We start from the raw sequence: 25,705 nt of genomic DNA, 5'->3' as shown, positions 1-25,705 counted from the left end.
GTTTACTTAAACTCGAAATTGTAGGTCAGGCTAGGAATGGGTGCGGCAAAAATGCTTAGCCGATACGGGTTAGTCGCCTGTCCTTCGGTCCGGTAAAAGATCGAATACACATTCCGACGACCGTATAAGTTGTAGACCGTAAACGTCCAGTGTCCCTGCCATCGTCGATTCTTCATGCTGGGGTTGTAGATGTTCCAGGCAAAATCCAGTCGATGGTAGTCGGGCAGTCGGTACTGGTTACGTTCATCGTAGTACGGATACGTGCGGCCCTGATACCGAATAAATCCTTCGGGAGCGGTATAGGGTCGGCCGGTACTGTACGAAAAGTTGAATGAGAAACTATGGTGGCGTCCCTGATTGATATTCAGGCTGAGATTGAGGCTATGTGGCCGGTCATAATTGGCCCGATACCAGTCGCCATGGTTTATTTGCTGCTGAAAATCGACCCCTTCGGCCACCTGGTTTAGTGTTCGGGCGTAGGTATAATTGACCCAGCCGGTCAGTTCACCTTTCTTTTTCGCCATCATGATTTCCAGCCCGTAGGCTTTGCTACGGCCGGGCAACAACTGGGTTTCGGGGTAAGACTGCAACAGGAAATCGGCTCCGGGTTTATAATCCAGAATGTGCTGCGTACTTCGCCAGTAAACTTCGGCCGATACCTCAAAAATATTGTTCTTCGAGTTATGAAAATACCCCGCCGACCATAACTGACTCACCTGCGGCTGAATATGCGTATCGGAGGTTTTCCAGCGCGAAGTCGGCAACGGCGTGGTGGTATTGGTAATCACCTGCAAATACTGCCGCATCAGGTTGTAACCCAGCTTGATCGACGAATTATCATCCAACGCATACCGCAGTCCCAACCGAGGTTCAAATCCGCCGTATTGACTGGTCACCTGCCCCGGCCCGTATACCACCGAATCCACAACATTAGTAATATCATAAACGGCACCATTGCCCCCTTCACTGGCATATTTTCGAACCACAGATGGTCCTAAACTTAAAAAATGCGAATACCGAAGTCCTACCGACACCGCCAGCTTTTCCGACACGCTGATCTCATCTTCAGCATGTAGGCCTAACTCCAGCGCATTTTCGATGGGTGTCCGCTGATAATTAACAGCCAGACTATTGCCCGGTATCAGTTCACCTGGATTTAGCCGATAATGCGTTCCGCTAATCCCAACTTCGATCTTTTGATTCTCTAACTGATAATTCAGGTTCGACTTAATCTGTCGTTGCAACAGCGACTGTTTGAGGACAACTTTATTCAACGTACTATCCTCGGTCGACAGGATGCGCGGAATATACTGAGCAACCAGTGCTGTGGTTTGCAGATTTACTTTGGGATTGAAGGCATGGAACCATCGGAGCATTCCATTGGCCGTCTGTTGGGCATATTGGGTGTTGATGGCATTCACGTTTGCCAGACTACCTAACAGATTCGTCTGAAACAGATCCTGACTATAGTAGCCCATTGCGGTTACCGTATTCCGGTCGTCAATGCGCCAGAAAAGCTTAGCCGCCCCATCACCAAACTTAGCCCGAATATCATCCAGTCGTTTGGAGGCCAGTCGAAGCAGGAAATCGTTAAAAGCACCTCGACCCGAAACTAACAATCCCAGTTTTCCTTTCACAATGGGCGTTTCAACGGTCAATCGATTGGCAACCAGGCTGGCCCCACCGCTGAGTTTAAACTCGTTCAGATCAGGATTTCGCAGGCTTATATCCAATACCGAAGCGGCCCGTCCACCATATCGAGCGGGTACATTGCCTTTGTATAAATCCAGCCCACCTACGGCATCGGGCGGGAATACTGAGAAAAGGCCAAACATATGGGTCGGGTTAAAGATGGGCGTATCGTCCATCAGAATCAGGTTCTGATCGGTTGTTCCACCTCGAATATTAACCCCATTCGCGGCTTCCCCTACGCTGGTGACGCCCGGCAGCATTTGCAGGCTGCGCATAATATCCACCTCGCCTAAGGCGGCTGGCATCTTTTTGAGGGTAGCTATATTGATCTGACTCACGCCTAACAGTGGCTGACGAACATTCCGATCGTAGCCTTTGCTGGTTACTACAACCTCTTCAAGCTGGCTGGCTACGGAGGGTAAGCGTACATCCAGCGTGGTATTTCCCCGAATGGAAACTGTGGTTCGGAACGGCACAAAACCAATGCTGCGGACCACGACAATATGCTGGCCCATTCGTGTCTTGATCGAATAGTGACCCTGATCGTCGGTATACGCTCCCGTTGCCGATTTTTCGTAATCCAGCACGACAGCCGCCCGTACCACCGGCTGATTCGTGGTCGAATCGCGTACCGTACCCGATAAGGTGTATAGAATCTGGGCAGAGGCTGCGGCACTAACCAGCGTCAGAAGCAGCGTAAAAAGGGAACGAGTCATGAAAAGAAAAGGTAAACAAGGGTGCGGTTTTTCTTTATGAGTAAGCATTGGCTTTCTTACAGATTCTGATGATCAGAAAAACAGGGAAACAGGCTTGTGCTTAACCTCATTTACGTATACTCATTAAATCATTTTTCCTATAAAATCTACCTATACGCAACCTATAATTGCCTTTTCAGGTAATGAATATGTTTTCCAGATAGTGGCCTGGCTCTGCTAGCCAATTTATTTTTATCCCTGTATGCGTACCTTTCTTTCGCTTCTGATCAGTCTATCCATCATGTGCTGGCTAACGGCCTGTGTCGATGCCATTGATCTTACCCTCAATGGCACCATCGACGTATTAGTCGTGGATGGTACGATCACCAATCTCCCCGAGCCGCAGGTCATTCGACTGAACCGTTCCAAAGCCGATCGACTGACCGGACGTTTTGGGGCGGTGCCCATTACAAAAGCCATAGTAGAAGTAGTGATCGATTCGACCCAGGTGATTCCCTGCCATGAAACGGTCGACGGCAGTTATCAGCTTCCCAGTGATTTCAAAGGGCAAATTGGACACGTCTATCAGCTCCGCTTCACACTAAGTGATGGCACTCAGTATCGATCGACTCAGCAAATCATGCCAGCCGTACCACCCATTCGTAGCATATCAGCCCGGTTCAATCCAGAAGCTTTACCCGTTGAGCAACAGTTGGATGGCGGTTATCGCGCTGGGCACGATGTATTTATTGATACTCAGGACCCCGCTGATCAGCCTAATTATTACCGCTGGGACTGGAAACTCTGGGAGAAACAGGAGTGGTGCCGAAGCTGTCACGAGGGCGTTTATTCGGTCAATAACATTCTGCCTCACATCTATAAAGACAAAACATTTTATGTAGCCGGAAACGACCTGTATGAAGATTGTTTCGTTCCCGTAAATTATCTGGAAGCCGGTCAACCCCCATTTCAGAGTGGATTATACGCGTATGATTACCCTTGCCGAACCGATTGCTGGGAAATCCTGTACAGTTACGCGCTGAATGTGTTCGATGACCAGTACACAAACGGTAACCTAATTCAGCATCGATCCGTAGCGCAAATTCCTTATTACGACAGCACGGCCTGTCTGGTCGAAATCCGGCAACTGTCGCTGACCCAACCGGCTCATGCCTATTTCAACCAATTCCAGCGTACCCAATCGACCAATGGGCTGACCGACACAGCGCCATCGGCTCCAGTGGGTAACATTCGCAATGTGGCGGATGCTCGTGAAAAAGTGGTAGGTTATTTTACAGCATCGGCCGTTTCGGCAAAACGGTACTGGATTGACCGTAAGGATGTGACGGGCCTTCCCTTTGGCAATACGGACCCTGAAAAAGCGGTCTGGCAACCGGGTGCGGCACTTTTTTACTCATTAAACCAACGCCAGCCGATGCCGGAGCCTATTTATCCGTATCCCAGTATCCGAATTTGGGGTGGCCCTCCCCGACCGGCTACCGCTATTTGTGTCTCCAGCGATAGCCGAACGCCATTCAGGCCAGAAGGCTGGCAGGAATGAGACTGGCTTGTTACGCGAAAAGCGTTTTTACATCTATGTTGAGATCCGGCAGAACTCCCGAGACTAACGTACCTTCTTCCAGCGAAGCAGCACTAAGCAGTTTATATTGACCGTCAACCACTGAATAAATTTCAATAAAATTGTCGGCAGGGTCAATTAACCAATACTCCTGCACACCAAAGCGTTCGTACAACTCTTTCTTGGTAACCCGATCCCGATAGATAGACGAGGGCGAGATAATTTCGACGACCAGCGAAGGAGCCCCAAGGATGCCATCCGTAGTTAATAAACCTAACTTATCAGGCGCTAAATAGACCAAATCTGGCTGGGGTGCATTCACATCGTCCAAAAACACATCTACAGGAGCAAATAACGCTTTACCTGGCTGTGGTTGTTGTCGAATATACGCCTTTATCTGATCATACAATTCAGCTAAAATCAATTGGTGACGGGGGGCTGGGGCTCTCTTTTTCACAAGTTCACCATCAAGTAACTCATACAAGTACGGATCATTATCGTCGAACTCCATCTGGTGGAACTCGGCAACGGTCAACTTGCGAATGTCAATGGCTTCCATCTGGGTGTACGATTTGTAGTTACTCAAAGATACAATTTTTACGCAGGTATTTCCTTATCCGCTAAAATTCCCGGCATGAATCTATCGTGCAGATTTGGTGGTCTATAAGGTAATTGTAATTTTGGCGCATAATCGTTGATCTAAATTTCTATCATTTTTAATATGACTACGGCCCTCGACTCCTCGACCCAACAGCGCGTTGATAAATGGCTCAGTGGCAATTATGATGCCGCCACCAAAGAATCGATTCAGCACCTTATCGACTCAGGAAATACCACCGAACTGACAGACTCCTTTTACCGCGATCTGGAGTTCGGAACCGGGGGATTACGCGGTGTTTTGGGCGTTGGCTCCAACCGCATGAACCGATATACTGTCGGTGCCGCTACGCAGGGGCTCTGCAATTACATCAATGCCGCTTGTCCAGGTCAGGATGTCAGTGTGGCCATTGCGCATGACAGCCGCCGGATGAGCCCCGAATTCGCCCAGTTAGCCGCTGACATTTTTTCGGCCAACGGCATTAAAGTGTATCTGTTCAGCAGTCTGCGCCCAACGCCAGAGCTTTCGTTTGCCATTCGGCAGTTAGGTTGTCAAAGCGGCCTGGTCATTACGGCTTCGCACAATCCGCCAGAGTATAACGGCTATAAAGTGTACTGGAACGATGGTGGCCAGGTAGTGTCGCCCCACGACCGTGGGATTATTGCCGAAGTGAACAAGGTTACATCAGTCGATGATATAAAGTTCACTGGAATTCCCGAACGCATTTCGATGATCGATGAAGTGATCGATGCGCCTTATGTGGAGCGGGTGAAATCGAATGCCGTAAACCCGGATGTGATCAAGCGGCAGGCAAATCTGAACATTGTGTATACCCCTATTCACGGAACCGGCATTACGCTGGTGCCCCGTGTGCTCGACGCGCTGGGCTTCAACAACGTTCATATTGTTGAGCAGCAGGCCACGCCGGATGGTAACTTCCCGACCGTGAAATCGCCCAATCCTGAAGAGCGGGCCGCTATGCAACTGGCGCTGGATCTGGCTCTGTCGATCAACGCCGATCTGGTGATGGCCACCGACCCCGATGCCGACCGTGTTGGCGCGGGTGCCCGCAATCATCATGGCGAGTTTGAGCTGCTCAATGGTAATCAGATGGCCAGTCTGATCATTTACTACCTGCTCAATGCCTGGAAAGATGCCGGTAAGCTGACGGGTAAAGAGTTCGTAGCCAAAACTATCGTGACGACTGACCTGATCGACCAGATGTGTAAGAACTACGGTGTTACCTGCTACAACACCCTGACCGGTTTTAAATACATTGCCGAAGTTATTCGCGAGCTCGAAGGCAAAGAGAAATTCATTGGCGGTGGTGAAGAAAGCTACGGCTACCTCATTGGTGATTTCGTTCGCGACAAAGATGCCATTGCTTCCTGCGCCATCATTGCCGAACTGACAGCCTATGCAAAAGATCAGGGTAAGAGCCTGTTCGATATGCTGATGGCGATGTATATGGAAAACGGCTTCTACTACGAAGCTCTCGTATCGCTGACCAAGAAAGGCAAGTCAGGTGCCGAAGAAATCCAGCAAATGATGGCCGACTTCCGGGCCAATCCGCCAAAATCGATTGCTGGCTCGCCTGTTGTACGTATTGATGATTATAAAGCATTGACGCGACTGGATGCCCAAACGGGTACGTCGACTGCCATTGAGGCAGGTAAGATGGGGATTGAATCGTCCAACGTACTACAATTCTTTACCGAAGACGGGACCAAAGTATCAGCTCGACCATCGGGTACGGAACCTAAAATCAAGTTTTACGTCAGTGTTCGTGAGCCGCTTGCCAGCAAGGACGCATTTGATGAGACCTATGCACAGCTAAAAGCGAAAGTACAGCGTGTGATCGATGAGTTACAATTAACCTAACCAATAGTGTCACCGTTTTAAATAAACTAACAGTAGTAATATACTTAGCCCGTATGCTTGTAAACGTACGGGCTTTTTTGTGCCTTTTTTTTATTTTTTTACATTAAAGCAACATTATAAAAAGCGCTCTACTCTTTATATTTAGGGATAATTACCTACCTAGTTTTCCTAAAATTTCACTAATTCCAATCAACCCTATGACAAACAAGTATTTACGGCAAACATGTCGTACAGTGTCCCTATTTTTATTTAGCTGGCTCCTTTGCATAAGTGTTTATGCTCAGGAACGCAAAATAACAGGGCGCATTACCGACGGCAATGACAACAGTGCAGTCCCCGGAGCGAACGTTGTGGTAAAAGGGACCCAAACCGGTGTGGTCACCGATGCTAATGGGCAATTTTCATTGAATGTAGCATCCGGCCGCAACGTACTCACAATTTCAGCCATCGGCTATGTCTCGCAGGATGTAACGATTGGCTCCCGATCCTCGATAGACATCACCCTGGCGCCTGATGTTAAGACGCTGAGTGAAGTGGTTGTAACGGGTTATGGCGCCCAGGCAAAACGCGATATTACCGGGGCCGTCGCTACTGTCGATACCAAACAACTGTTGTCCGTACCCTCCACCAACGTTGGCCAGGCTTTGCAGGGTCGTGTGGCTGGCGTACAGGTGGGCAATGAGAACTCGCCGGGTGGCGGTGTGATGGTGCGGATTCGCGGTTTCGGTACCATTAACGACAACTCACCGCTCTATGTAGTTGATGGTGTGCCGACAAAAGGCAACCTGAACACCCTGAACCTCAACGATGTGGAGAGTATGCAGATTCTGAAAGATGCATCGGCAGCCTCCATTTATGGCTCTCGGGCCGGCAACGGGGTAGTCATCATCACAACCAAGAAGGGGAAAGCCGGAAAGCCCAAGTTCACTTACGATACGTACTATGGCTCACAACGGCATGGTAAACTCCTCGACATGCTCAATACGCAGGAGTATGCGCAGTTGACCTGGGAATCCCGCATCAATTCGGGCGTAGTTGGCGCTAATGGCAATCCGGTTCACTCGCAGTTCGGTAATGGGGCAACACCCGTCATCCCCGATTTTGTGCTGCCTAGTGGCGCTTCGGCCAGTGACCCTCGCGTAGCCTTAAATCCCGATGGAACCTATAAGAATTATAACAACGACATCAACTCATCCAACTTCCTGCTCATCACCCAGGCCAATAAAGCAGGTACCAACTGGCTTGAGGAGATTTTCCAGACAGCTCCTATTCAGAACCACCAGCTAGGTGTATCGGGCGGTAGCGAAAACGGTCGGTATGCTATGTCGCTGAACTACTTCAATCAGGATGGTATCATGAAGTATACGGGCTACAAACGCTATTCGCTCCGCGCCAATACCGAGTTTAACGTTAATAAGCGGGTACGCGTGGGTCAGAACTTCCAGGTAGCTTATGGCGAACGGATTGCACAAGCCAACGGGAACAATGCCGAAAGCAACCCCATTTCGTTTGCTTATCGGATTCAGCCAATCATTCCCGTCTATGACGTAGCTGGAAATTTTGCCGGTACACGTGGTGGCGACCTCGACAATGCCAACAACCCGGTTGCTCTCCTGTACCGGAACAAGGATAACGTTCAAAAAGAAGTTCGTTTGTTTGGTAACGCGTTCGCGGAGGTTGACATCCTCCCAAATCTGACTGCTCGTACCAGTTTCGGTATCGACTATAACCTCTTCAACTACCGCAACTACATCATTCGTGACATTGAATCAGCGGAGGCTCGTGGATCGAACCAGTTAACCACCAACAACAACTACGAATGGACCTGGACCTGGTACAACACGTTAACCTATAATCTGTCGCTGGGCGATCGGCACCGTTTCAACGTAATTGCCGGTACGGAAGCCATCAAAAACTACTTCGAGTCGTTCGACGCTACCCGGACCAACTTTGCGGTTGATGACATTGAAAACCGCTACCTGAGCGCGGGTACGGGCGTACAGACCAACAACGGAGGAGCGTCTAACTGGCGACTGGCTTCAGAATTTGCCAAAGTTAACTATGCCCTCGACGATAAGTACCTGATTGACCTGACCATCCGTCGCGACCGTTCATCCCGCTTTGCGCCTGAGTTCCGATCAGCTGTATTCCCGGCGGCTAGTGTGGGCTGGCGGGTTTCGAAAGAGAATTTCTTCAAACCGCTCACCTTAATCGATGATCTGAAATTCCGGGCGGGCCTTGGCCAGACGGGTAACCAGGAAATCGGTAACTACAACTCGTTCACCCAGTTTAGTACCAACCCAGCTACCTCGTTCTACGACATCAATGGTACTCGTACGTCTGCCGTGCCAGGTTATGAACTGACGCAGTTCGGTAACGCCAAAGCCAAGTGGGAAACTACCACCAGCCTGAACATCGGTTTTGATGCCAGCCTGCTGAAAAATCGCCTGACCATTGGCTTCGACTGGTACACCCGTACTACGAGTGACATGCTTTTCCCGGTGGCAGCCCCACTGACCCAGGGCGTGGCCACGAACCCTTTCCAGAATATTGGCGAAATGCGTAACCGGGGGGTTGACCTGATGATCAACTATGGCGACAAAATCGGCAGCAGCGGTCTGACGTATAATGTCGGTGCTAATTTCAGCACCTATCGCAACACGGTTACCAAAACGAATGGTGATCCAAGCACGCAGTACTTCGGCATAAACGACGAGCGGATTCAGAACTTCGTTGTTACGCAGCAGAACTACCCAATTGCTTCATTCTTCGGCTATACCATCGATGGTATTTTCCAGACCAACGAAGAAGCCAAAGCGTATCTCCCGCAGTTTGGTACAACGACAACGAACAATCCAGAAAACGTGGCTGGTCGTTTCAAGTTCCGGGACGTAAATGGTGATGGTGTGATTAACTCTGGGGATCTGAGTATTATTGGCAACCCTCACCCAAAATTCACCTACGGTCTGAATATCAACCTGAACTATAAAAACTTTGGTCTGACAGTATTTGGCCAGGGCGTTCAGGGTAATGAGATTTTCAACTATGTGAAATACTGGACGGATTTCCCAACCTTCGCCGGCAACCGCAGCACCCGTATGCTCTATCAGTCGTGGCGCCCAGGCAAAACCGATGCTATTCTCCCTCAGCTCAAGGCGAGTGATCAGATCAGTATTCTGCCATCGACCTATTACCTGGAAAGCGGCTCTTATTTCCGGATGAAAAATATCCAGCTGACCTACCAACTGCCCCAGACGCTGCTGAACAAACTGAAGATGGGTGCTACCTCGGTTTACATCCAGGGCCAGAATCTGTTTACGGTGACGAAATACTCCGGTATGGATCCTGAAATCAACCTGCGTAACTACACCGCCGGTAACGACCGTCAGATTGGTGTCGATGGAGGCTCGTACCCAGTTGCAAAAACTGTGCTTGTTGGTTTAAACCTGTCCTTTTAATGTAAAATGAATAATGAACAATGAATAATGTAGTTGGCTAATGATTCACTTTTCACTATCCATTTTCCATTATTCATTATCCATTCATAACTATGAAAAAACTTACCATACTCATAACTATCTTTTGTCTGGCAGTTGCCACGTCCTGCTCCGACAAATTTCTGGACGTGCAACCCAAAGCCGCGCTGGCCGTAACAACGCTGCAAAACAAAGTAGGGGTCAATGCCCTATTGATTGGTGTGTATTCGCTGCTGGATGGCTGGGCCACCGCCGAAGGAGCCTATCGTTCCTACAACGTAGGGGCTGATAACTGGGTGTACGGCAGCGTTGCCAGCGATGATGCTTATAAGGGAACCATTGCCGGTGACCAACCGCCTATCTCGTTGATCGAACAGGGAAATAGCCAATCGGATAATATCTATTTCCGGGGAAAATGGCGTGGTATGTACGACGGAATTGCCCGCGCCAATGACGTATTACAGGCACTAACGGCGGTTAAAGACATGACCGATGCCGAAAAAGCACAAGTAACTGCCGAAGCGAGGTTTCTGCGGGGACATTTCCATTTTGAACTCAAGAAAATGTTCAATATGGTCCCTTATATCGACGAGAAAATCTACAACCCGAACGATCTGGAGAGCACCAAGGTACCCAATAATGCCGACATCTGGCCGAATATTGTAGCCGATCTGAAGGCTGCTTACGATGTATTGCCTACCAAACAGACTTCCGTAGGTCGGCCTACCAAATGGGCTGCTGCTGCCGAATTAGGTAAGGCATATCTGTTCCAGAAAAAATACGCCGAAGCCAAACCATTGCTCGAAGCCATCGTGGCCAGTGGTCAATACAAACTGGTTGATAAATATCATGACAATTTCAGAGCGGTAACAAACAACAACGCTGAGTCGATTTTTGAGGTGCAATACTCAGTGAACGATGGGGCTTCAGGTGGCGAAAACGGCAATATTGGTTCAACGCTGAACTACCCTTATGGCGGTGGTGGCGTAACGACCTGCTGCGGTTTCTTCCAGCCATCCCAAAATCTGGTCAATGCCTTCAAAACGGACGCCAATGGTCTGCCTTTGGTTGATTCGTTCAATGCCACCGACCTGCCAAACGACCAGGGTATCGAATCGACAGCTGCGTTTACCCCCTATGCGGGTACCGTTGACCCTCGCCTGGACCACACAGTAGGTCGCCGGGGTATCCCCTTCCTCGACTGGGGTGTTCATCCAGGTAAGGCATATGTACGCGACCAATCGTATGGTGGCCCTTATTCGCCGAAAAAGCATGTGATGTACAAGTCGGATGTTGGCACGAACACCTTTGCCGGTAACCCACGTTTGAACGCCAATAACTACCGCATGATTCGCTACGACCACGTCCTGCTGTGGCTGGCTGAGATTGAGGTTGAAATTGGGGATCTGAACAAAGCCCGTGGTTATGTCAACCAGATTCGTCGTCGGGCGGCTAATCCAGATGGGTTTGTCAAGAATGCCGATGGAACGCCTGCCGCCAATTACCTGATCAAAGAATACACGACCCCCTGGACCGACCAGGCGACTGCCCGCAAAGCCGTACAATTTGAAGAGCGTCTGGAGTTTGGCATGGAAGGCCACCGTCGGTTCGACCTGGTACGCTGGGGCGTTGCCGACCAGACCCTCAATGCCTATTACGTTGGCGAGGCCAGCAAACGGATTTATCTGAAAGGCGTAACGTTTGTAAAAGGCAAACACGAATATTTCCCAATCCCCATTCAGGAGATATTCAACAGTAAAAAAGGTGGCAAGGAAACACTGACGCAGAATCCGGGCTATTAATTGACAGCTTCACTTTAATTGCCAAAGTGGTCAATAGGTAATTTTTCCTGTTGACCACTTTTGTTTCTATAACATTGTTGGGCCAGCCAGTGCGTGAATAACGAAGTAAGCAGCCCAAAAATCTGTATCTTTGTGGGCTGTTCCTGTTACATGCTTATGAAATTACACACAACTCAACTCGACGAACTTAGCCAGGTAGCCCATAACCTATTGGCTGAGGGACGCGAGCAATCGGTGTGGCTGTTCGAAGGTGATATGGGTGCCGGCAAAACAACCCTCATTAAAGAACTTTGTCGGACGCTGGGCGTTATCAGCCTAGTTCAAAGTCCTACATTTTCGATCGTAAATGAGTATACAACCCACGAAGGTCATTCTGTATATCATTTCGACTGCTATCGGCTTCGCAATGAAGCCGAAGCACTAGACATCGGTATTGAGGAATATTTCGATTCAGGAGATTACTGTTTCATTGAGTGGCCCGAACGCATTCGCTCGCTTTGGCCCGCAACCTATTATCAGGTCCATCTCTCGGTCGATTCTGACGGTCGCCGAACGGTGGAAGCTAAACTAGTTTAATGTTTCCAGTTTCAAGTTTCAGGTTTTAAGCGTCATCGGATAAGTATGAACTTGAAACCTGGAACTTGAAACATTAAACATGATTTAATGACTGGATTTGAGGAATTGGCCAAACAAACGGCCCTATATCCGAAAGAAGCTCCGTTGGCCGTAAAGACCAATCGAAATGGTCTGCTTATCGGTCTGCCTAAAGAAGTGTCGCTTCAGGAAAACCGGATTGCACTGACACCCGAAGCCGTTGCCATTCTGGTACGAAATGGCCATAACGTCCTTGTTGAACAGGGAGCCGGGGAAAAAGCAAATTTTTCGGATACGGAATATAGTGAAGCGGGCGCGCAAATAGCCCAATCGCCCAAAGAGGTCTATACGGCTAATCTGATCCTGAAAGTTGAGCCTCTCATCGACGGTGAGTTTGAATTCATCCAGTCGGGCAGTACGGTTATTTCAGCCCTCAACCTCCCTTCCCACGACCGGTCGTATTTCGAAAAGATCAACGAAAAAAACCTGACCGCTTTTGGGTACGAATATATTGAGGATCAGTCAGGTGGCTTACCCGTCATTCGATCGATGAGTGAAATTGCGGGGAGTACCGTCATGCTCATTGCTGGCGAATACCTGAGCAATGCGGCCAATGGGCGGGGCATCATCCTCGGCGGTATTACGGGCGTTCCCCCAACGAAAGTAGTGATGCTGGGAGCCGGAACCGTTACGGAATATGCCATCCGTATGGCGCTGGGCATGGGCGCTGAAGTTAAAGTTTTCGACAAATACCTGTATAAACTTCAGCGACTAAAATACGCCGTTGGTCAGCACGTGTATACATCCATTATTGCCTCCGATACCCTGGCCGAAGCAGTCCAGCGGGCCGATGTGGTCATTGGGGCCATGCGGGCCGAGGATGGGTTGAGCCCAGTAGTCGTGACCGAGGAAATGGTGGGCCGAATGAAACCTGGTTCAGTCATTATCGACGTCTCCATCGACCAGGGCGGCAACTTCGAAACCTCGCGAATGACGACCCATAAGCAGCCAACTTTCAAACATATGGGGGTCATTCATTATTGCGTTCCAAACATTGCGGCCAGGGTGGCGCATACTGCCAGTATGGCCCTCAGTAATATTTTTCTACCGTTTCTGCTCGAAACCGGCACTACGGGCGGTATTGAACAGATGATGTACGCGAACCGTTGGTTTATGAAAGGTGTTTATACGCATAAAGGGACGCTCACAAACGCCTATATCGCCCGCAAGTTCAACATGCGGTTCAAAGATCTGGACCTCCTGTTGGCAGCGCGGTTTTAAAACAGTATTGAGTAGTTGGGAGCGAGGAGTGAGAAGGCTGACGCATCAAGAAAAAGTGAACGTCAGCCTTCTCACTCCTCGCTTCCAACTCCTAACTCCTTAAAGCACATGATTAACCACAGCAACGAAAACACACTACTGGATGATGCCAACTCCTACGATGTGAATCAGGAGTTGATGGGCACGATTTCGTCGGATTTTGTCAAAGTGGCCGATCAGTTGAAAGAAGCGTCGTATCAGATTCGGAAACGTGGCTTTTCCGAATATCCCATTTTTGTCGCTTCTCGTCGGGAAGTACCCATGGGTCAACTGCTAATCGGCGCCAATGAACTGGAGAATCAGTGGAATTATAAAGCCTCTTTTCTGGATGAGTTTATCCAACGTGCTCTGATTGGACAGGAGTCGGTTGAGTTATGGAAAGATAACTACAAAAAACCCGACGAATACTGCTGTTTATTTGTTGTACACGCTGATTTTGCAGGCTTTATCTATATTCCTTATCCAGAGGATTGATAATTAACCTGATCAGATTTATGAAGCCGAATCGATATGATTCGGCTTCTCTATTTTAGGCTTACCAATAATACTTTTTTGAGAAATAGCGGCCTGCATAAATTGGCCAGAAAAATTGTTTTTTTTCGGTCACCAACCCGCCTTAAAAACGTCAGGCGTTAAAGCCAGTAAAGGCCAAAAAATAGTACAGGAGCAATCAAAAGGCTGATTTGTTGTAGGTTAGACTATTTTTTTGTATATTAAGCCAATCTTGCCAAAACGGGTAGGAAAAGACGAATATTTTTTGTATTTTTACAATCTGTAAGGCAGTACAAATCTGTCCGATTTTCTGAACCCTAAACAACAGATTTCTGACATTTTTTCATTCTAATATGACCAACGAATTGATTGAAGCTGACGCTCCTGTCGAGGCCACGCCAAACAAGGAATATGGTGCCGATAACATCACTGTTTTAGAGGGTCTGGAAGCCGTTCGGAAACGACCATCCATGTATATCGGCGATGTTGGCGTCCGGGGCTTACACCATCTGATTTGGGAGGTCGTTGATAACTCGATTGACGAAGCGCTGGCAGGCTACTGCGATAAGATCAGCGTCTCTATTAATCCAGACAACTCCATAACTGTACAGGACAACGGCCGGGGTATCCCGACGGGCATCAATACCAAAATGGGTAAGTCGGCCCTCGAAATTGCCATGACCATCCTGCACGCTGGCGGTAAATTCGATAAAGATACCTATAAAGTCTCAGGAGGGTTGCACGGCGTTGGGGTTTCCTGCGTGAACGCCCTATCGACCGATGTTCGCGTTGAGGTTCACCGCGAAGGCAAAATCTTTGAGCAGGAATATAAAATTGGCGTTCCTCAGTACGATGTTCGGGTAATTGGTGAAGCCTCCGACACAGGCACTAAAACCCACTTCAAACCCGACGCCAGCATATTCACTGAAACGGTTTATAAATACGATACGGTTGCTGGTCGTCTGCGCGAGCTGGCCTATTTGAACAAAGGCATCCATATTTTCCTTAGCGATCTGCGCGAACTAGATGAAGCAGGTGAGCCAATTCGACAGGATGATTTCTATTCCGAAGGCGGCCTGATCGAATTTGTTCAGTATCTGGACGAAACCCGTCCTTCACTCGATGGGATGAAACCCATCTATATGGAGAGCGACAAAGGCTCTACCCCTGTTCAGGTAGCACTGGTCTATAACTATGAGGCTGGTGAGAACGTACAGTCGTACGTAAACAATATTAACACACACGAGGGCGGTACACACGTACAGGGGTTCCGATCGGCACTAACGCGTGTGCTGAAAAACTACGCCGACCGCAACGCCGACAAGCTGCCCAAGAACACGGGCAAAGTGACCTTTAGCGGTGAAGATTTCCGCAAAGGGCTGACGGCTGTTATCTCGGTAAAAGTTCAGGACCCTCAGTTTGAAGGGCAAACCAAAACTAAACTGGGCAACCAGGAGGTTGTGAGCGCTGTTAGTCAGGCTATGGCTGACCTACTCGAAACCTGGCTGGAAGAGAATCCGAAAACCGCCATCGGTATCGTCAAGAAAGTACTCGTATCGGCCCAGGCTCGTCTGGCAGCCGAACAGGCTTACAAGCGTATCATGGCCGACCGGAAGGACTTTATGGGCGGTATGGGACTTCCCGGCAAACTGGCCGACTGTTCTGACACCGATCCGCAAAAGTGTGAGCTCTATCTGGTTGAGGGCGACTCGGCTGGTGGCACTGCCAAACAGGGTCGCAACCGGGCCTTCCAGGCTATTCTGCCACTACGGGGTAAAATCCTGAACGTTGAGAAAGCGCTCGAACACAAAGTGTACGAGAACGAAGAGATCAAAAATATCTGGACGGCCCTGGGCGTTCGGCTGGAAAAGAAAGATGATGAAACGGTTATGAATCTGGATAAACTCCGGTATCATAAAATCATCATCATGACCGATGCCGACGTTGATGGTAGCCACATCCGGACGCTGATTCTGACGTTGTTCTATCGCAACATGAAGTCGCTGATCGACAATGGCTACATTTATATTGCTCAGCCTCCGCTGTATCTGGTCAAAAAAGGCAAGGAAGAGCGGTATTGCTGGACCGAAGCCCAGCGTGAAGCAGCGGTAAAAGAACTCGCCGGAGCCGGTAAAGAGGAAAACGTAGGCGTTCAGCGGTACAAAGGGCTTGGTGAAATGAACGCCGAGCAGCTTTGGAGCACGACGATGAATCCGGATACACGAACCCTGAAAGTGGTGACGGTTGAGTCGGCGGCCGATGCCGACCACGTTTTCTCGACGCTGATGGGTGACGATGTAGCTCCCAGACGTGACTTTATCGAACGAAATGCAAAATATGCCCGAGTGGATGTTTAACCGAATAATAACATAGAGCGGGCCCGAAAGCCCGCTTTTTTGTTTTATTTCGTTGTTAATAATTCAGTAGTTGAGAAGATAGGCATAGAATTCGATTTACCCCTAAGCATCAATGCCAATGGGCCATGTCGTAATTCATAATGTACAAGTTGAAATTCGTATAGGTATGCGTTATTCGTTAAACCCAAACAGAAACATACTGGGCAATCTGGTTTCGCGCTTTATCCAGCGCCAGGCTAAAACTGCAGCCCAAACAACTGATAAAATGGCTAAAGTCAGTGAAAAAGTAAGCAGCGTAATTGACCAAAGCGATTACCTGAGTCGGGATTTAAGCTGGATTAAGTTCAACGAACGCGTACTGGATCAGGCTCGAAGTACGAACCGTACCTTGATGGAACGGTTGAAATTTCTGGCTATTTCGGCCTCGAACCTGGATGAGTTTTTCATGATTCGGGTAGGTAGTTTGTACAATTACCTCGATTATCATAAACAACGGGTCGATTACTCGGGCCTTCGGGAGGTTCCCTTTCGGAAAGCGCTCTATACCGCATCACACCAGTTTTTTCAGGACCAGCAGGCTGTTTTTACCGAGCAACTGTTGCCCCTTTTTGTCGAAAATGGCCTGCAGTTGGTTAGCTACGATGATCTGAAAGCCGAAGAAAAAGCAGAAGCCACTGCCTATTTCGACCGCACCATCTACCCTACCCTAACCCCCATGCTGTACGACTACACGCACACCTTCCCGGTACTGCTGGCGAAGGTGCTGATCTTTGGCGTCGTTACGCAAAGCCCGGATCATGGTTCATCTCAAAATCAGGGGGCGGACGATGACGATCGGCAGCGGTTATCATTTGTGCAGATTCCGGCCAACCTTCCCCGTTTTTTTTCATTTGAGCGGGAAGACATAACGTTGTTTTTGCCCATCGAAGAAATCGTCCGTCAAAACATCAAGAAGCTTTACCGCAATATTGAGATTCTATCGGTCAACCTGTTCCGCATTACTCGGAACGGCGATTTTACCCTGGATGAGAACGATGACGACGAAGTTGACTTTCTGGATGAAGTCCGCCAGAAGATTAAAAACCGACGTCTGGGCCGGGTAACACGGGTAGAAGTGGAAGTAGACGGCATCACCGAGGATAGTGAAACCTGGATGCTGAATCTACTGAAAAAACGATGGGAAATCGATGACCTGAATATTTTCGAATCGACAAGTTTGCTGGATTTCTCGGCGTTCTGGCAGATTATTGGTTACCCCGATTTTAAGGATGATATGCCCCGTCCGCATGCGCCTGTACCTCCCTTGGGGCTGGCCCGTGAGAAAACAGACAACATTTTTGAGCAGATCAAGCAGCGGGATTTACTGCTTCATCATCCATATAACAACTTCGAGCCTGTCCTCCAACTACTTGAACAAGCCGCCGAAGACCCTAACGTGCTGGCCATAAAAATTACAGTCTATCGGCTGGCCAAGCGTTCACGCATTACCGAAGCCCTGCTGAAAGCAGCTGAAAATGGTAAACACGTATCCGTTCTGTTTGAGGTAAAAGCCCGTTTCGACGAGGAAAACAACATTCGGGAGGCTCAACGGCTGCAGAAAGCAGGTTGCTTTGTGATTTACGGAATCAGCCGCTATAAAACGCACACAAAACTGCTGCTGGTTGTCCGGAGCGAAGGGACGCGGGTAGTCCGGTATGCGCACATGGCCAGTGGCAATTACAATGAAGACACCTCCAAGCTTTACACCGACATTGGCCTGCTGACAACCGACGAAATTTACACCCACGACATTTCTGAGTTCTTCAACGTTATTACGGGCCACTCACTGCCCAATGAATACCAATACCTGATCACGGCCCCTCGCGACATGCGCGACCAGTTGGTGCGGCTCATTCGTCAGGAAGCCAGCAATGCTCAGCATGGACTACCAAGCGGCATTTGCATAAAGGTAAATTCGCTGGAAGATAAACAGGTCATTGATGAACTCTATAAAGCCTCACAAGCGGGCGTGCCCATTCGGCTAATTGTGCGGAGCATCTGTTGCCTTCGGCCACAACGTCCGGGTCTAAGCGATAACATAACTGTCCGCTCAATAGTAGGCGATTTTTTGGAGCACACGCGGGTATATTATTTCCATAACAATGGCGACCCAAAGATATATGGTGGAAGCGCCGACGTTATGGTACGTAGCTTCGACCGACGTATTGAGTCCTTGTTTTATCTGGCCGATGCTCGTGTGAAACAACTTGCCATCTTGATTCTGAAGTACAATCTGCTCGATAATGTAAACGCCTACGAGTTAAAAGAAGACGGCGATTTCAAAAAATGCGAAGTACCGGCTGGTGAAGAACCTTTCAACATGCACCAACGCTTTTTTGATGTAACAGAAAAAGAAGCAATGACTGTCCGACTGTTTGATGAGGAGATTAAACCGGCCGAAGTAGCCAAAATAGAAGAAGAATATCAGGAAGGGGCCGAACGCGCTATAGCGGATATTTAACTGGAAGTCGTTAGGAGCGAGTAGTGAGGAGTGAGAATGCTGACGTACGAAATCTGCTAAAGCGTCAGCATTCTCACTCCTCACTACTCGCTCCTAACTTTTTTTTCATATCTTAGCTCACCTAACTGTAACTATGATTTTACTGAATGGAGCGCTTTACTGGCCTGATTGGAATCGTTTTAATTTTGGGCATTGCCTATGCACTTTCCGACAATCGAAAAGCTATTAACTTCCGCACCGTTGGCGTAGGGCTTGCCCTCCAATTTGGCCTGGCGGTATTTGTTCTTAAAACAGACATTGGTCAAAATATCTTCCAGGGTCTTGGCTTTTATGTGGACAGACTCTTATCAAAAGCTAACAAAGGTGCTGAATTCGTTTTTTCATCACTGGTCAGAACCGACGTATTAACCAAAGCCTTTGGTCCTGGAAACGACTTCATCTTCTTTTTTAAGGTTATCCCAACCATCATTTTCGTTGCTGTTCTGGTTAATATTTTTTATCACCTCGGCATCATGCAACGAGTCGTGGCCGTTATGGCTCGTGCCATGAAATGGCTAATGGGCGTAAGCGGAGCCGAAGCGCTATCCAATGTTGCCAGTACGTTTGTGGGTCAGGTTGAGGCTCAGATTATGATTAAGCCTTACCTGAACGGCATGACCAATTCCGAGTTGCTGGCCAGTATGACAGGGTCTTTCGCCTGTATTGCCGGTGGTGTATTGGCCGTTTATATCTCGCTTGGCGTACCAGCTCCTTATTTGCTCGCTGCCAGTATTATGGCCGCACCGGGGGCATTAGTCATCAGTAAAATCGTCATGCCTGAAACGGAGGTTTCAGAAACACAAGGCACTGTGAAAGTGGAGATTAAAAAAGCGTATGCCAACCTCCTCGACGCTATTGCGGCTGGCGCCAGCGAAGGCCTAAAAGTCGGCTTCAACGTGATTGCCATGCTGATTGGCTTCATTGCACTGATCGCTTTAATTGATTCAATCTTGTTCAAGATTGGCTTCTATATCATCGGAATTGATTATTTGAGCCTCAATTTCCTACTAGGAAAAGTATTCTCGATGTTTGCCTGGGCAATGGGTGTACCGGGTAAAGATATTCAGGAAGCAGGTGCGTTAATGGGGACAAAAATGGTGGTTAACGAATTTGTCGCTTACCTGGATTTGGTAAAAATCAAACAGGGACTCGACCCAAAAACGGTAGCTATCGTCAGTTTTGCCCTCTGCGGCTTTGCTAATTTTAGCTCCATTGCTATTCAGGTGGGCGGTATTGGTGAACTGGCTCCAAAACGCCGAAGTGATTTGGCACGTATCGGTTTCAAGGCGCTGATCTGCGGAACCTTGGCCAGCTACATGTCGGCTACGCTTGCCGGACTCCTGCTATAGTCAAGGATTGTCAGATATGGTCAAGAGTCGTCAGGGATTGATCATCATGAATACAAGTCCTGACCATTTTGACAATCCTTGACAACTTTTGACAATCCTGCCCTAAAAAGCCCTGCCCCAATACTGGGGGCAGGGCTTTTTTTATGGAATACTATTTTTTCTTTCCATCGTTCAATCCTACCTTCGACCTATGCGTTCTTAGTTAAATCCTTGACCTATTATGATTCCCACAAAGCTCATTCCACGCACGGCAGAGGCTTATGAACCACCTCTATTGATAAAGTCGTTGCTAGCTCAATCGCTCCAATACGAACCACAGCGCGAAATTGTCTATCGGGATTTATTCCGAATAAATTACGTACAATTCAATCAACGAGTTCGTCAACTGGCCAATACACTCACTAAACTGGGTGTGAAACCAGGCGATACAGTAGCCGTTCTTGACTGGGACAGTCATCGGTATCTTGAGTGTTTCTTCGGTGTAACCAGCCTTGGCGCTATTCTGCATACAGTCAATGTTCGGTTGTCGCCCATGCAGATTTTGTATACCATGAATCACGCAGAAGACAAAGCTGTACTGATCCATGAAGATTTCCTCCCGATCCTTAATGCCATCAAAGGGCAAATCCAGACGGTTGACACATACGTGCTCCTCAGCGACAAGGTGTATACAGATGGAGCCCAAACCCAGGCATTAAGCGAAATTCCCGCTGGTTTCGCAGGTGAGTACGAAGCTCTACTTAAAGAATCTTCTACTGAGTACGAATTTCCGGATTTTGATGAAAATACCTGGGCTACTACGTTTTATACGACGGGAACAACCGGCAATCCCAAAGGCGTATATTTCTCCCATAGGCAGTTATTTATGCATACAATGGGGCTGCTAACCTATTTGATTGGATACGAAGCGTTGCCCTTTAAGTCCAGAAACGACGTGTATATGCCTATAACGCCTATGTTTCACGTCCATGCCTGGGGGTTTCCGTTTCTGGCAACCATGATGTCGGCCAAACAGGTCTATCCGGGCAAATATGAACCCGATATGCTGTGTCGGCTGATCGTGACCGAAGGCGTAACCCTCTCCCACTGTGTACCAACTGTCCTGACTATGCTTGTCAGCAGCCCTGCAGCTCAGAAGTTCAGGGAGAACCTCAGCCGATGGAGTGTGCTAATTGGCGGTTCGGCTCTCACTAAAGGTCTGGCAAAAGCAGCAATGGATCTCGGTATCAATATTCTGGCAGGCTACGGCATGTCGGAAACAGCCCCCATTTTGTCAGTCGTTTACCTGAATGATACCGAACGGAAATTACCTCTTGACGATCAAATTGATTTACGGGTTCGGGCAGGACGGATTGCTCCCTTCGTCGACGTTCGTTTAATGGACGAAGAGGGCAACTTCGTTCCGCATGACGGCCACTCATTGGGCGAAATTGTTACGCGAACTCCGTGGACAACTCAAGGGTATTACAACGACCCAGAGCGGGGAGCAGAGCTTTGGCGAGGAGGCTGGCTACACACTGGCGATGTGGCTAGTATAACCCCCGATAACTGGATACTAATTGCCGACCGAACCAAAGACGTCATTAAAACCGGTGGTGAATGGGTTTCGTCGCTCGACATGGAAAATGAGCTTTCTCAAATCGAAGGAGTAGCCGAATCTGCCGTCGTTGGGCTTCCAGACGACCGATGGGGTGAACGCCCTTATGCGCTCATCGTACAAAAACCGGGCTTTAATCTCACCGCCGAAGGTATTCGGACTGGACTACAAACAAAGGTCGACCGGGGTGAACTGCACAAATGGTATGTACCCGACCGAATCGTTTTTGTACCCGAAATCCCGAAGACAAGTGTCGGTAAGATCGACAAAAAGCGAATTCGGTTGGAGATGAAGGAGTTGCTTCTTTCTTAGAGACGTAACACGGTGTCTCATTAATGAATTAGTATTATTGAGATGGTTGAAACTTTTCCTGATTCATTTCAAGACGTACATTTTTGTCATTCCGACCAAAGGGAGGAATCTCAAAGTTCCTCAATAAGTAGGCTTGAGATTCCTCCCTTCGGTCGGAATGACAAAAACACAGTCATTTTTAGCTTATTGTAACTAATTTAAACAGGCTCACTGACTCGAATCAGATGTAAGGTATTGCGTCTCAACAAAATTATGACTCGAATAGGCTTATTATCCGATACACATGGGTACCTTGACCCGCAGGTTTTCACGCATTTTGCAGACTGTGATGAGATCTGGCATGCGGGTGACGTGGGCGAGCTTACGGTTATGCAACAGCTCAGGGCCTTTCGTCCTTTACGTATTGTATCGGGAAACATAGACCAGGAATCGGCTGATCTACCCGCCAATCAACGGTTCACCCTGGAGGGACTTGACATTTGGATGACACATATCGGCGGATCTCCTCCCAAATATAACCCAGTCGTTCGACCACAATTATTGGCAAATCCACCCGACCTATTTGTATGTGGCCATTCGCATATCCTCAAAGTAGCTCGCGATCCATCAATCAATAAGTTACTTTACATTAACCCCGGAGCAGCCGGAAAAACTGGCTTTCATGTGATGCGAACAATCATCCGTTTTTCGCTCGACGCTGGGCAGATTCTGGATATGCAGGTTATTGAATTAGGTAAAAAGTAACGCGGGTGGAAACCCGCGATTGGTGAACTAACTGAGAAGTTTCATACCAATCGCGGGTTTCCACCCGCGTTACTTTTTATTATTTACTTAAATAGGCAACGATTCTGGTTCGGTTTCAGCGGGTTTCGACTCTTTGCCGATTTCCTCTTTCACTTCTTCAGCCATACCCTTATTCTTATAAGCCTGATAAACAGTTTCCCGCTCAAATGGGCGCTTACCAATCAAACGAACCAGATCATTCTGATACAAAATCTCTTTCTCAAGCAATTCTTTGGCAATCACCTCCAATGCTTCTCGTTTATCGGTCAGCAGACCTTTGGTGCGCGTATAAGCCTGATCAACAATCTTACGGACCTCTTCGTCAATATGCTTGGCGGTCTCTTCCGAATACGGCTTGTTGAACGAATAATCCGACTGTTTTGAATCGTAGAATGATACATTACCGATTTTATCGTTCATGCCATACATGGTCACCATGCTGTACGCCAGTTTGGTGATCCGTTCCAGATCGCTCAGTGCACCAGTCGACACTTTACCGAAAATAAGATCCTCGGCAGCCCGGCCACCCAACGCCATGCACATTTCGTCCATAAGCTGTTCGGTTCGGTACAGGTATTGTTCACGAGGGAGATACTGCGCATAACCCAGAGCCGCTACCCCACGCGGTACAATCGTCACTTTCACGAGTGGATCGGCATGTTCAAGGAACCAGCCTGCTACCGCGTGACCCGCTTCGTGATAGGCAACAATTTCTTTTTCTTCGGGCGAGATAATTTTATTCTTCTTCTCCAGACCACCGATCACCCGGTCCATCGCATCCTGGAAGTCCTTCATGTCGACGGCTTCCTTATCGCTACGAGCCGCAATCAGGGCGGCTTCATTACACACGTTGGCGATTTCGGCACCAGCAAAGCCGGGCGTTTGAGCAGCCAGTTCTTTCGGATCAACATCAGGAGCCAGCTTGATTGGCTTCAGGTGTACCCGGAAAATAGCTTCACGGCCGATAATATCGGGTTTATCGATGCTGATCTGACGGTCGAAACGGCCCGGACGTTGCAGAGCAGAGTCGAGAACGTCAGGGCGGTTCGTAGCAGCCAGGATAATAATACCCGAATCGGTTGCAAACCCGTCCATTTCAACAAGAAGCGAGTTCAGCGTGTTTTCACGTTCATCGTTAGCGCCAGGCATTGAGCCACGTCCGCGTGAGCGACCAACAGCGTCAATTTCGTCGATAAAAATGATACAGGGTGCTTTTTCCTTAGCTTGCTTGAACAGGTCACGCACACGGGCAGCCCCTACCCCAACAAACATTTCAACGAAGTCAGAACCCGACAATGAGAAGAAGGGCACGCCAGCTTCGCCAGCTACAGCCTTCGCCAACAAGGTTTTACCCGTACCAGGAGGGCCAATCAGCAAAGCGCCTTTTGGAATCTTCGCACCCAGTTTCGTAAACTTGGTTGGATTCTTCAGATAATCAACGATTTCTTTGATCTCTTCTTTCGCTTCGTCCAGACCCGCTACATCATTGAAGGTGATTTTCACTTTGTTATCGGCATCGAATAAAGCGGCTTTCGATTTACCAATGTTGAAAATCTGCCCACCAGGGCCACCGGCACCCGACATACGTCCGAGCAGGAAATACATCGCCAGGATCATAACAATCAGGAAACCCCAGGTGCTGATGATGCTGCCAAAGTCGCTACGTTGTTCAAATTTATAGTCAACCTTTTCTGTGTCTGGCACGCCTTGCTGCAACGCATCCAGATCCTTTTTAAAGGTTTCACCCGAAGCGATCTGGAATTGAAAATGTGGACCTCGGTTGGATCCAAAATAAGGCTTGTCCGCAAACAGGTTTCGGTATTTGGGGCTTTGTGCAGCCTGTGGGGTAAGGGTCACCTCCGCAACTTTGTCATTGACCACAATCACCTCAGCCACTTCATGCTCCTTAACCATTCGCTCAAACCGCTTTTGGGTGGTTTCTTGTGTTGATGAGCTTTTGTTAAAGAACGTAATGCCAAGGATGGCGGCAATGAGCAATGCAACAATCCAACCCTGAAAATTGGGCTTACGTGGACCACCACGGGGTACTAACGGATTTCTATTATTGTTTTCTGCCATTTCTCAGGTTATACAAAACGGATTTCAAAAAATAACACCGTTTTACAAGTGAATGTTTCTTTCGTTATTCGGTTAGGACAGACGGTTAAACAGACCGATAAACGGCCTAAAATCAAGGATTTCCGATCAGGCCTTTTATAGTTTACGACGCTGGAGTTAATACGTTATCTTCCACTACGTGAATTTCGGCATCACCCCAAAGTTGCTCAAGATCATAAAAAGCACGACGCTCTTTTTTAAAGACATGGGCAACCACATCAACATAATCCAGCAGAATCCACTCTCGGTTCATTTTTCCCTCTTTGTGCCAAGGGTCTTGCTGGCTGGCTTTATACACTTCCTCTTCAATAGACGTTGAGATGGCATCAATCTGCGTGTCGGAATTACCCGAGCATATCACAAAGTAATCACAGATGGCATTTTTAACGTTGCGAAGGTCCATAACTACGATGTCCTGCGCTTTTTTTTCCTGCATCCCCCGAACCACGAAGTCACGAATTTGCTCGGCGGTATACTCTTTATTGTTGTTTATTCTCATGCTTTCGGTTTAACATTGCCAC

At 48.4% G+C, this 25,705-nt stretch carries 16 protein-coding genes; 12 read left to right on the top strand and 4 right to left on the bottom strand.

Annotated features, from left to right (window positions below; all coding sequences use genetic code 11):
* Positions 1–2: 2 nt before the first annotated feature.
* Positions 3–2,408 carry a TonB-dependent receptor gene (locus ACYVFD_RS26760; RefSeq protein ID WP_461093585.1) on the bottom strand — a complete coding sequence of 802 codons (2,406 nt, stop codon included), beginning with the start codon at positions 2,406–2,408 and terminating at the stop codon, positions 3–5.
* Positions 2,409–2,649: 241 nt separating this feature from the next.
* On the opposite strand from ACYVFD_RS26760, the gene ACYVFD_RS26755 reads away from it, so the two are divergent.
* Positions 2,650–3,948 carry a DUF4249 domain-containing protein gene (locus ACYVFD_RS26755; RefSeq protein WP_461093584.1) on the top strand — a complete coding sequence of 433 codons (1,299 nt, stop codon included), beginning with the start codon at positions 2,650–2,652 and terminating at the stop codon, positions 3,946–3,948.
* 10 nt (positions 3,949–3,958) lie between these two features.
* Here the strand turns inward: ACYVFD_RS26755 and ACYVFD_RS26750 are convergent, their stop codons facing one another.
* The gene (locus tag ACYVFD_RS26750; RefSeq protein WP_461093583.1) at positions 3,959–4,552 is read right to left on the bottom strand and encodes a Uma2 family endonuclease; all 594 of its coding nucleotides are present in this window, start codon (positions 4,550–4,552) and stop codon (positions 3,959–3,961) included.
* A gap of 135 nt (positions 4,553–4,687) precedes the next feature.
* Between ACYVFD_RS26750 and ACYVFD_RS26745 the strand changes: the two genes are divergently transcribed.
* The 11 genes from ACYVFD_RS26745 (at position 4,688) to ACYVFD_RS26695 (ending at position 23,027) form a co-directional block, all read left to right on the top strand.
* Positions 4,688–6,445 (top strand): phospho-sugar mutase, encoded by a 1,758-nt coding sequence (locus ACYVFD_RS26745; protein ID WP_461093582.1) that lies wholly within the window; start codon positions 4,688–4,690, stop codon positions 6,443–6,445.
* 197 nt (positions 6,446–6,642) lie between these two features.
* Positions 6,643–9,903: a SusC/RagA family TonB-linked outer membrane protein gene (locus ACYVFD_RS26740; RefSeq protein ID WP_461093581.1), complete on the top strand. Its 3,261-nt coding sequence runs from the start codon at positions 6,643–6,645 to the stop codon at positions 9,901–9,903.
* A gap of 92 nt (positions 9,904–9,995) precedes the next feature.
* Positions 9,996–11,723, top strand: a complete 1,728-nt coding sequence (locus tag ACYVFD_RS26735; protein WP_461093580.1) for a RagB/SusD family nutrient uptake outer membrane protein — start codon at positions 9,996–9,998, stop codon at positions 11,721–11,723.
* A gap of 150 nt (positions 11,724–11,873) precedes the next feature.
* Complete coding sequence (tsaE, locus tag ACYVFD_RS26730) at positions 11,874–12,299, top strand: tRNA (adenosine(37)-N6)-threonylcarbamoyltransferase complex ATPase subunit type 1 TsaE (protein ID WP_461093579.1); 426 nt, start codon at positions 11,874–11,876, stop codon at positions 12,297–12,299.
* 87 nt (positions 12,300–12,386) lie between these two features.
* Positions 12,387–13,598, top strand: coding sequence for an alanine dehydrogenase (locus ACYVFD_RS26725; protein ID WP_461093578.1), 1,212 nt, complete (start codon positions 12,387–12,389; stop codon positions 13,596–13,598).
* A gap of 108 nt (positions 13,599–13,706) precedes the next feature.
* Positions 13,707–14,111, top strand: a complete 405-nt coding sequence (locus tag ACYVFD_RS26720; protein WP_461093577.1) for a hypothetical protein — start codon at positions 13,707–13,709, stop codon at positions 14,109–14,111.
* A 371-nt stretch (positions 14,112–14,482) separates the two neighbouring features.
* Positions 14,483–16,486 (top strand): DNA topoisomerase (ATP-hydrolyzing) subunit B, encoded by a 2,004-nt coding sequence (gyrB, locus tag ACYVFD_RS26715; protein ID WP_461093576.1) that lies wholly within the window; start codon positions 14,483–14,485, stop codon positions 16,484–16,486.
* Positions 16,487–16,652: 166 nt separating this feature from the next.
* Complete coding sequence (ppk1, locus tag ACYVFD_RS26710; RefSeq protein WP_461093575.1) at positions 16,653–18,986, top strand: polyphosphate kinase 1; 2,334 nt, start codon at positions 16,653–16,655, stop codon at positions 18,984–18,986.
* 146 nt (positions 18,987–19,132) lie between these two features.
* Positions 19,133–20,374 (top strand): NupC/NupG family nucleoside CNT transporter, encoded by a 1,242-nt coding sequence (locus ACYVFD_RS26705; protein WP_461093574.1) that lies wholly within the window; start codon positions 19,133–19,135, stop codon positions 20,372–20,374.
* A 220-nt stretch (positions 20,375–20,594) separates the two neighbouring features.
* Positions 20,595–22,283: a fatty acid--CoA ligase gene (locus tag ACYVFD_RS26700; protein WP_461093573.1), complete on the top strand. Its 1,689-nt coding sequence runs from the start codon at positions 20,595–20,597 to the stop codon at positions 22,281–22,283.
* Positions 22,284–22,535: 252 nt separating this feature from the next.
* The gene (locus ACYVFD_RS26695) at positions 22,536–23,027 is read left to right on the top strand and encodes a metallophosphoesterase family protein (RefSeq protein WP_461093572.1); all 492 of its coding nucleotides are present in this window, start codon (positions 22,536–22,538) and stop codon (positions 23,025–23,027) included.
* An 87-nt stretch (positions 23,028–23,114) separates the two neighbouring features.
* On the opposite strand, the gene ftsH is transcribed toward ACYVFD_RS26695, so the two are convergent.
* Positions 23,115–25,145 (bottom strand): ATP-dependent zinc metalloprotease FtsH, encoded by a 2,031-nt coding sequence (ftsH, locus tag ACYVFD_RS26690; protein WP_461093571.1) that lies wholly within the window; start codon positions 25,143–25,145, stop codon positions 23,115–23,117.
* Between the two features lie 142 nt (positions 25,146–25,287).
* Positions 25,288–25,683 (bottom strand): ribosome silencing factor, encoded by a 396-nt coding sequence (gene rsfS / locus ACYVFD_RS26685; protein WP_461093570.1) that lies wholly within the window; start codon positions 25,681–25,683, stop codon positions 25,288–25,290.
* Between the last annotated feature and the right edge of the window lie 22 nt (positions 25,684–25,705).

This window comes from Spirosoma gilvum, assembly GCF_054776815.1.
Note: the sequence above shows the minus strand (reverse complement) of the source record. Positions and strands in the feature narration are given on the sequence as shown.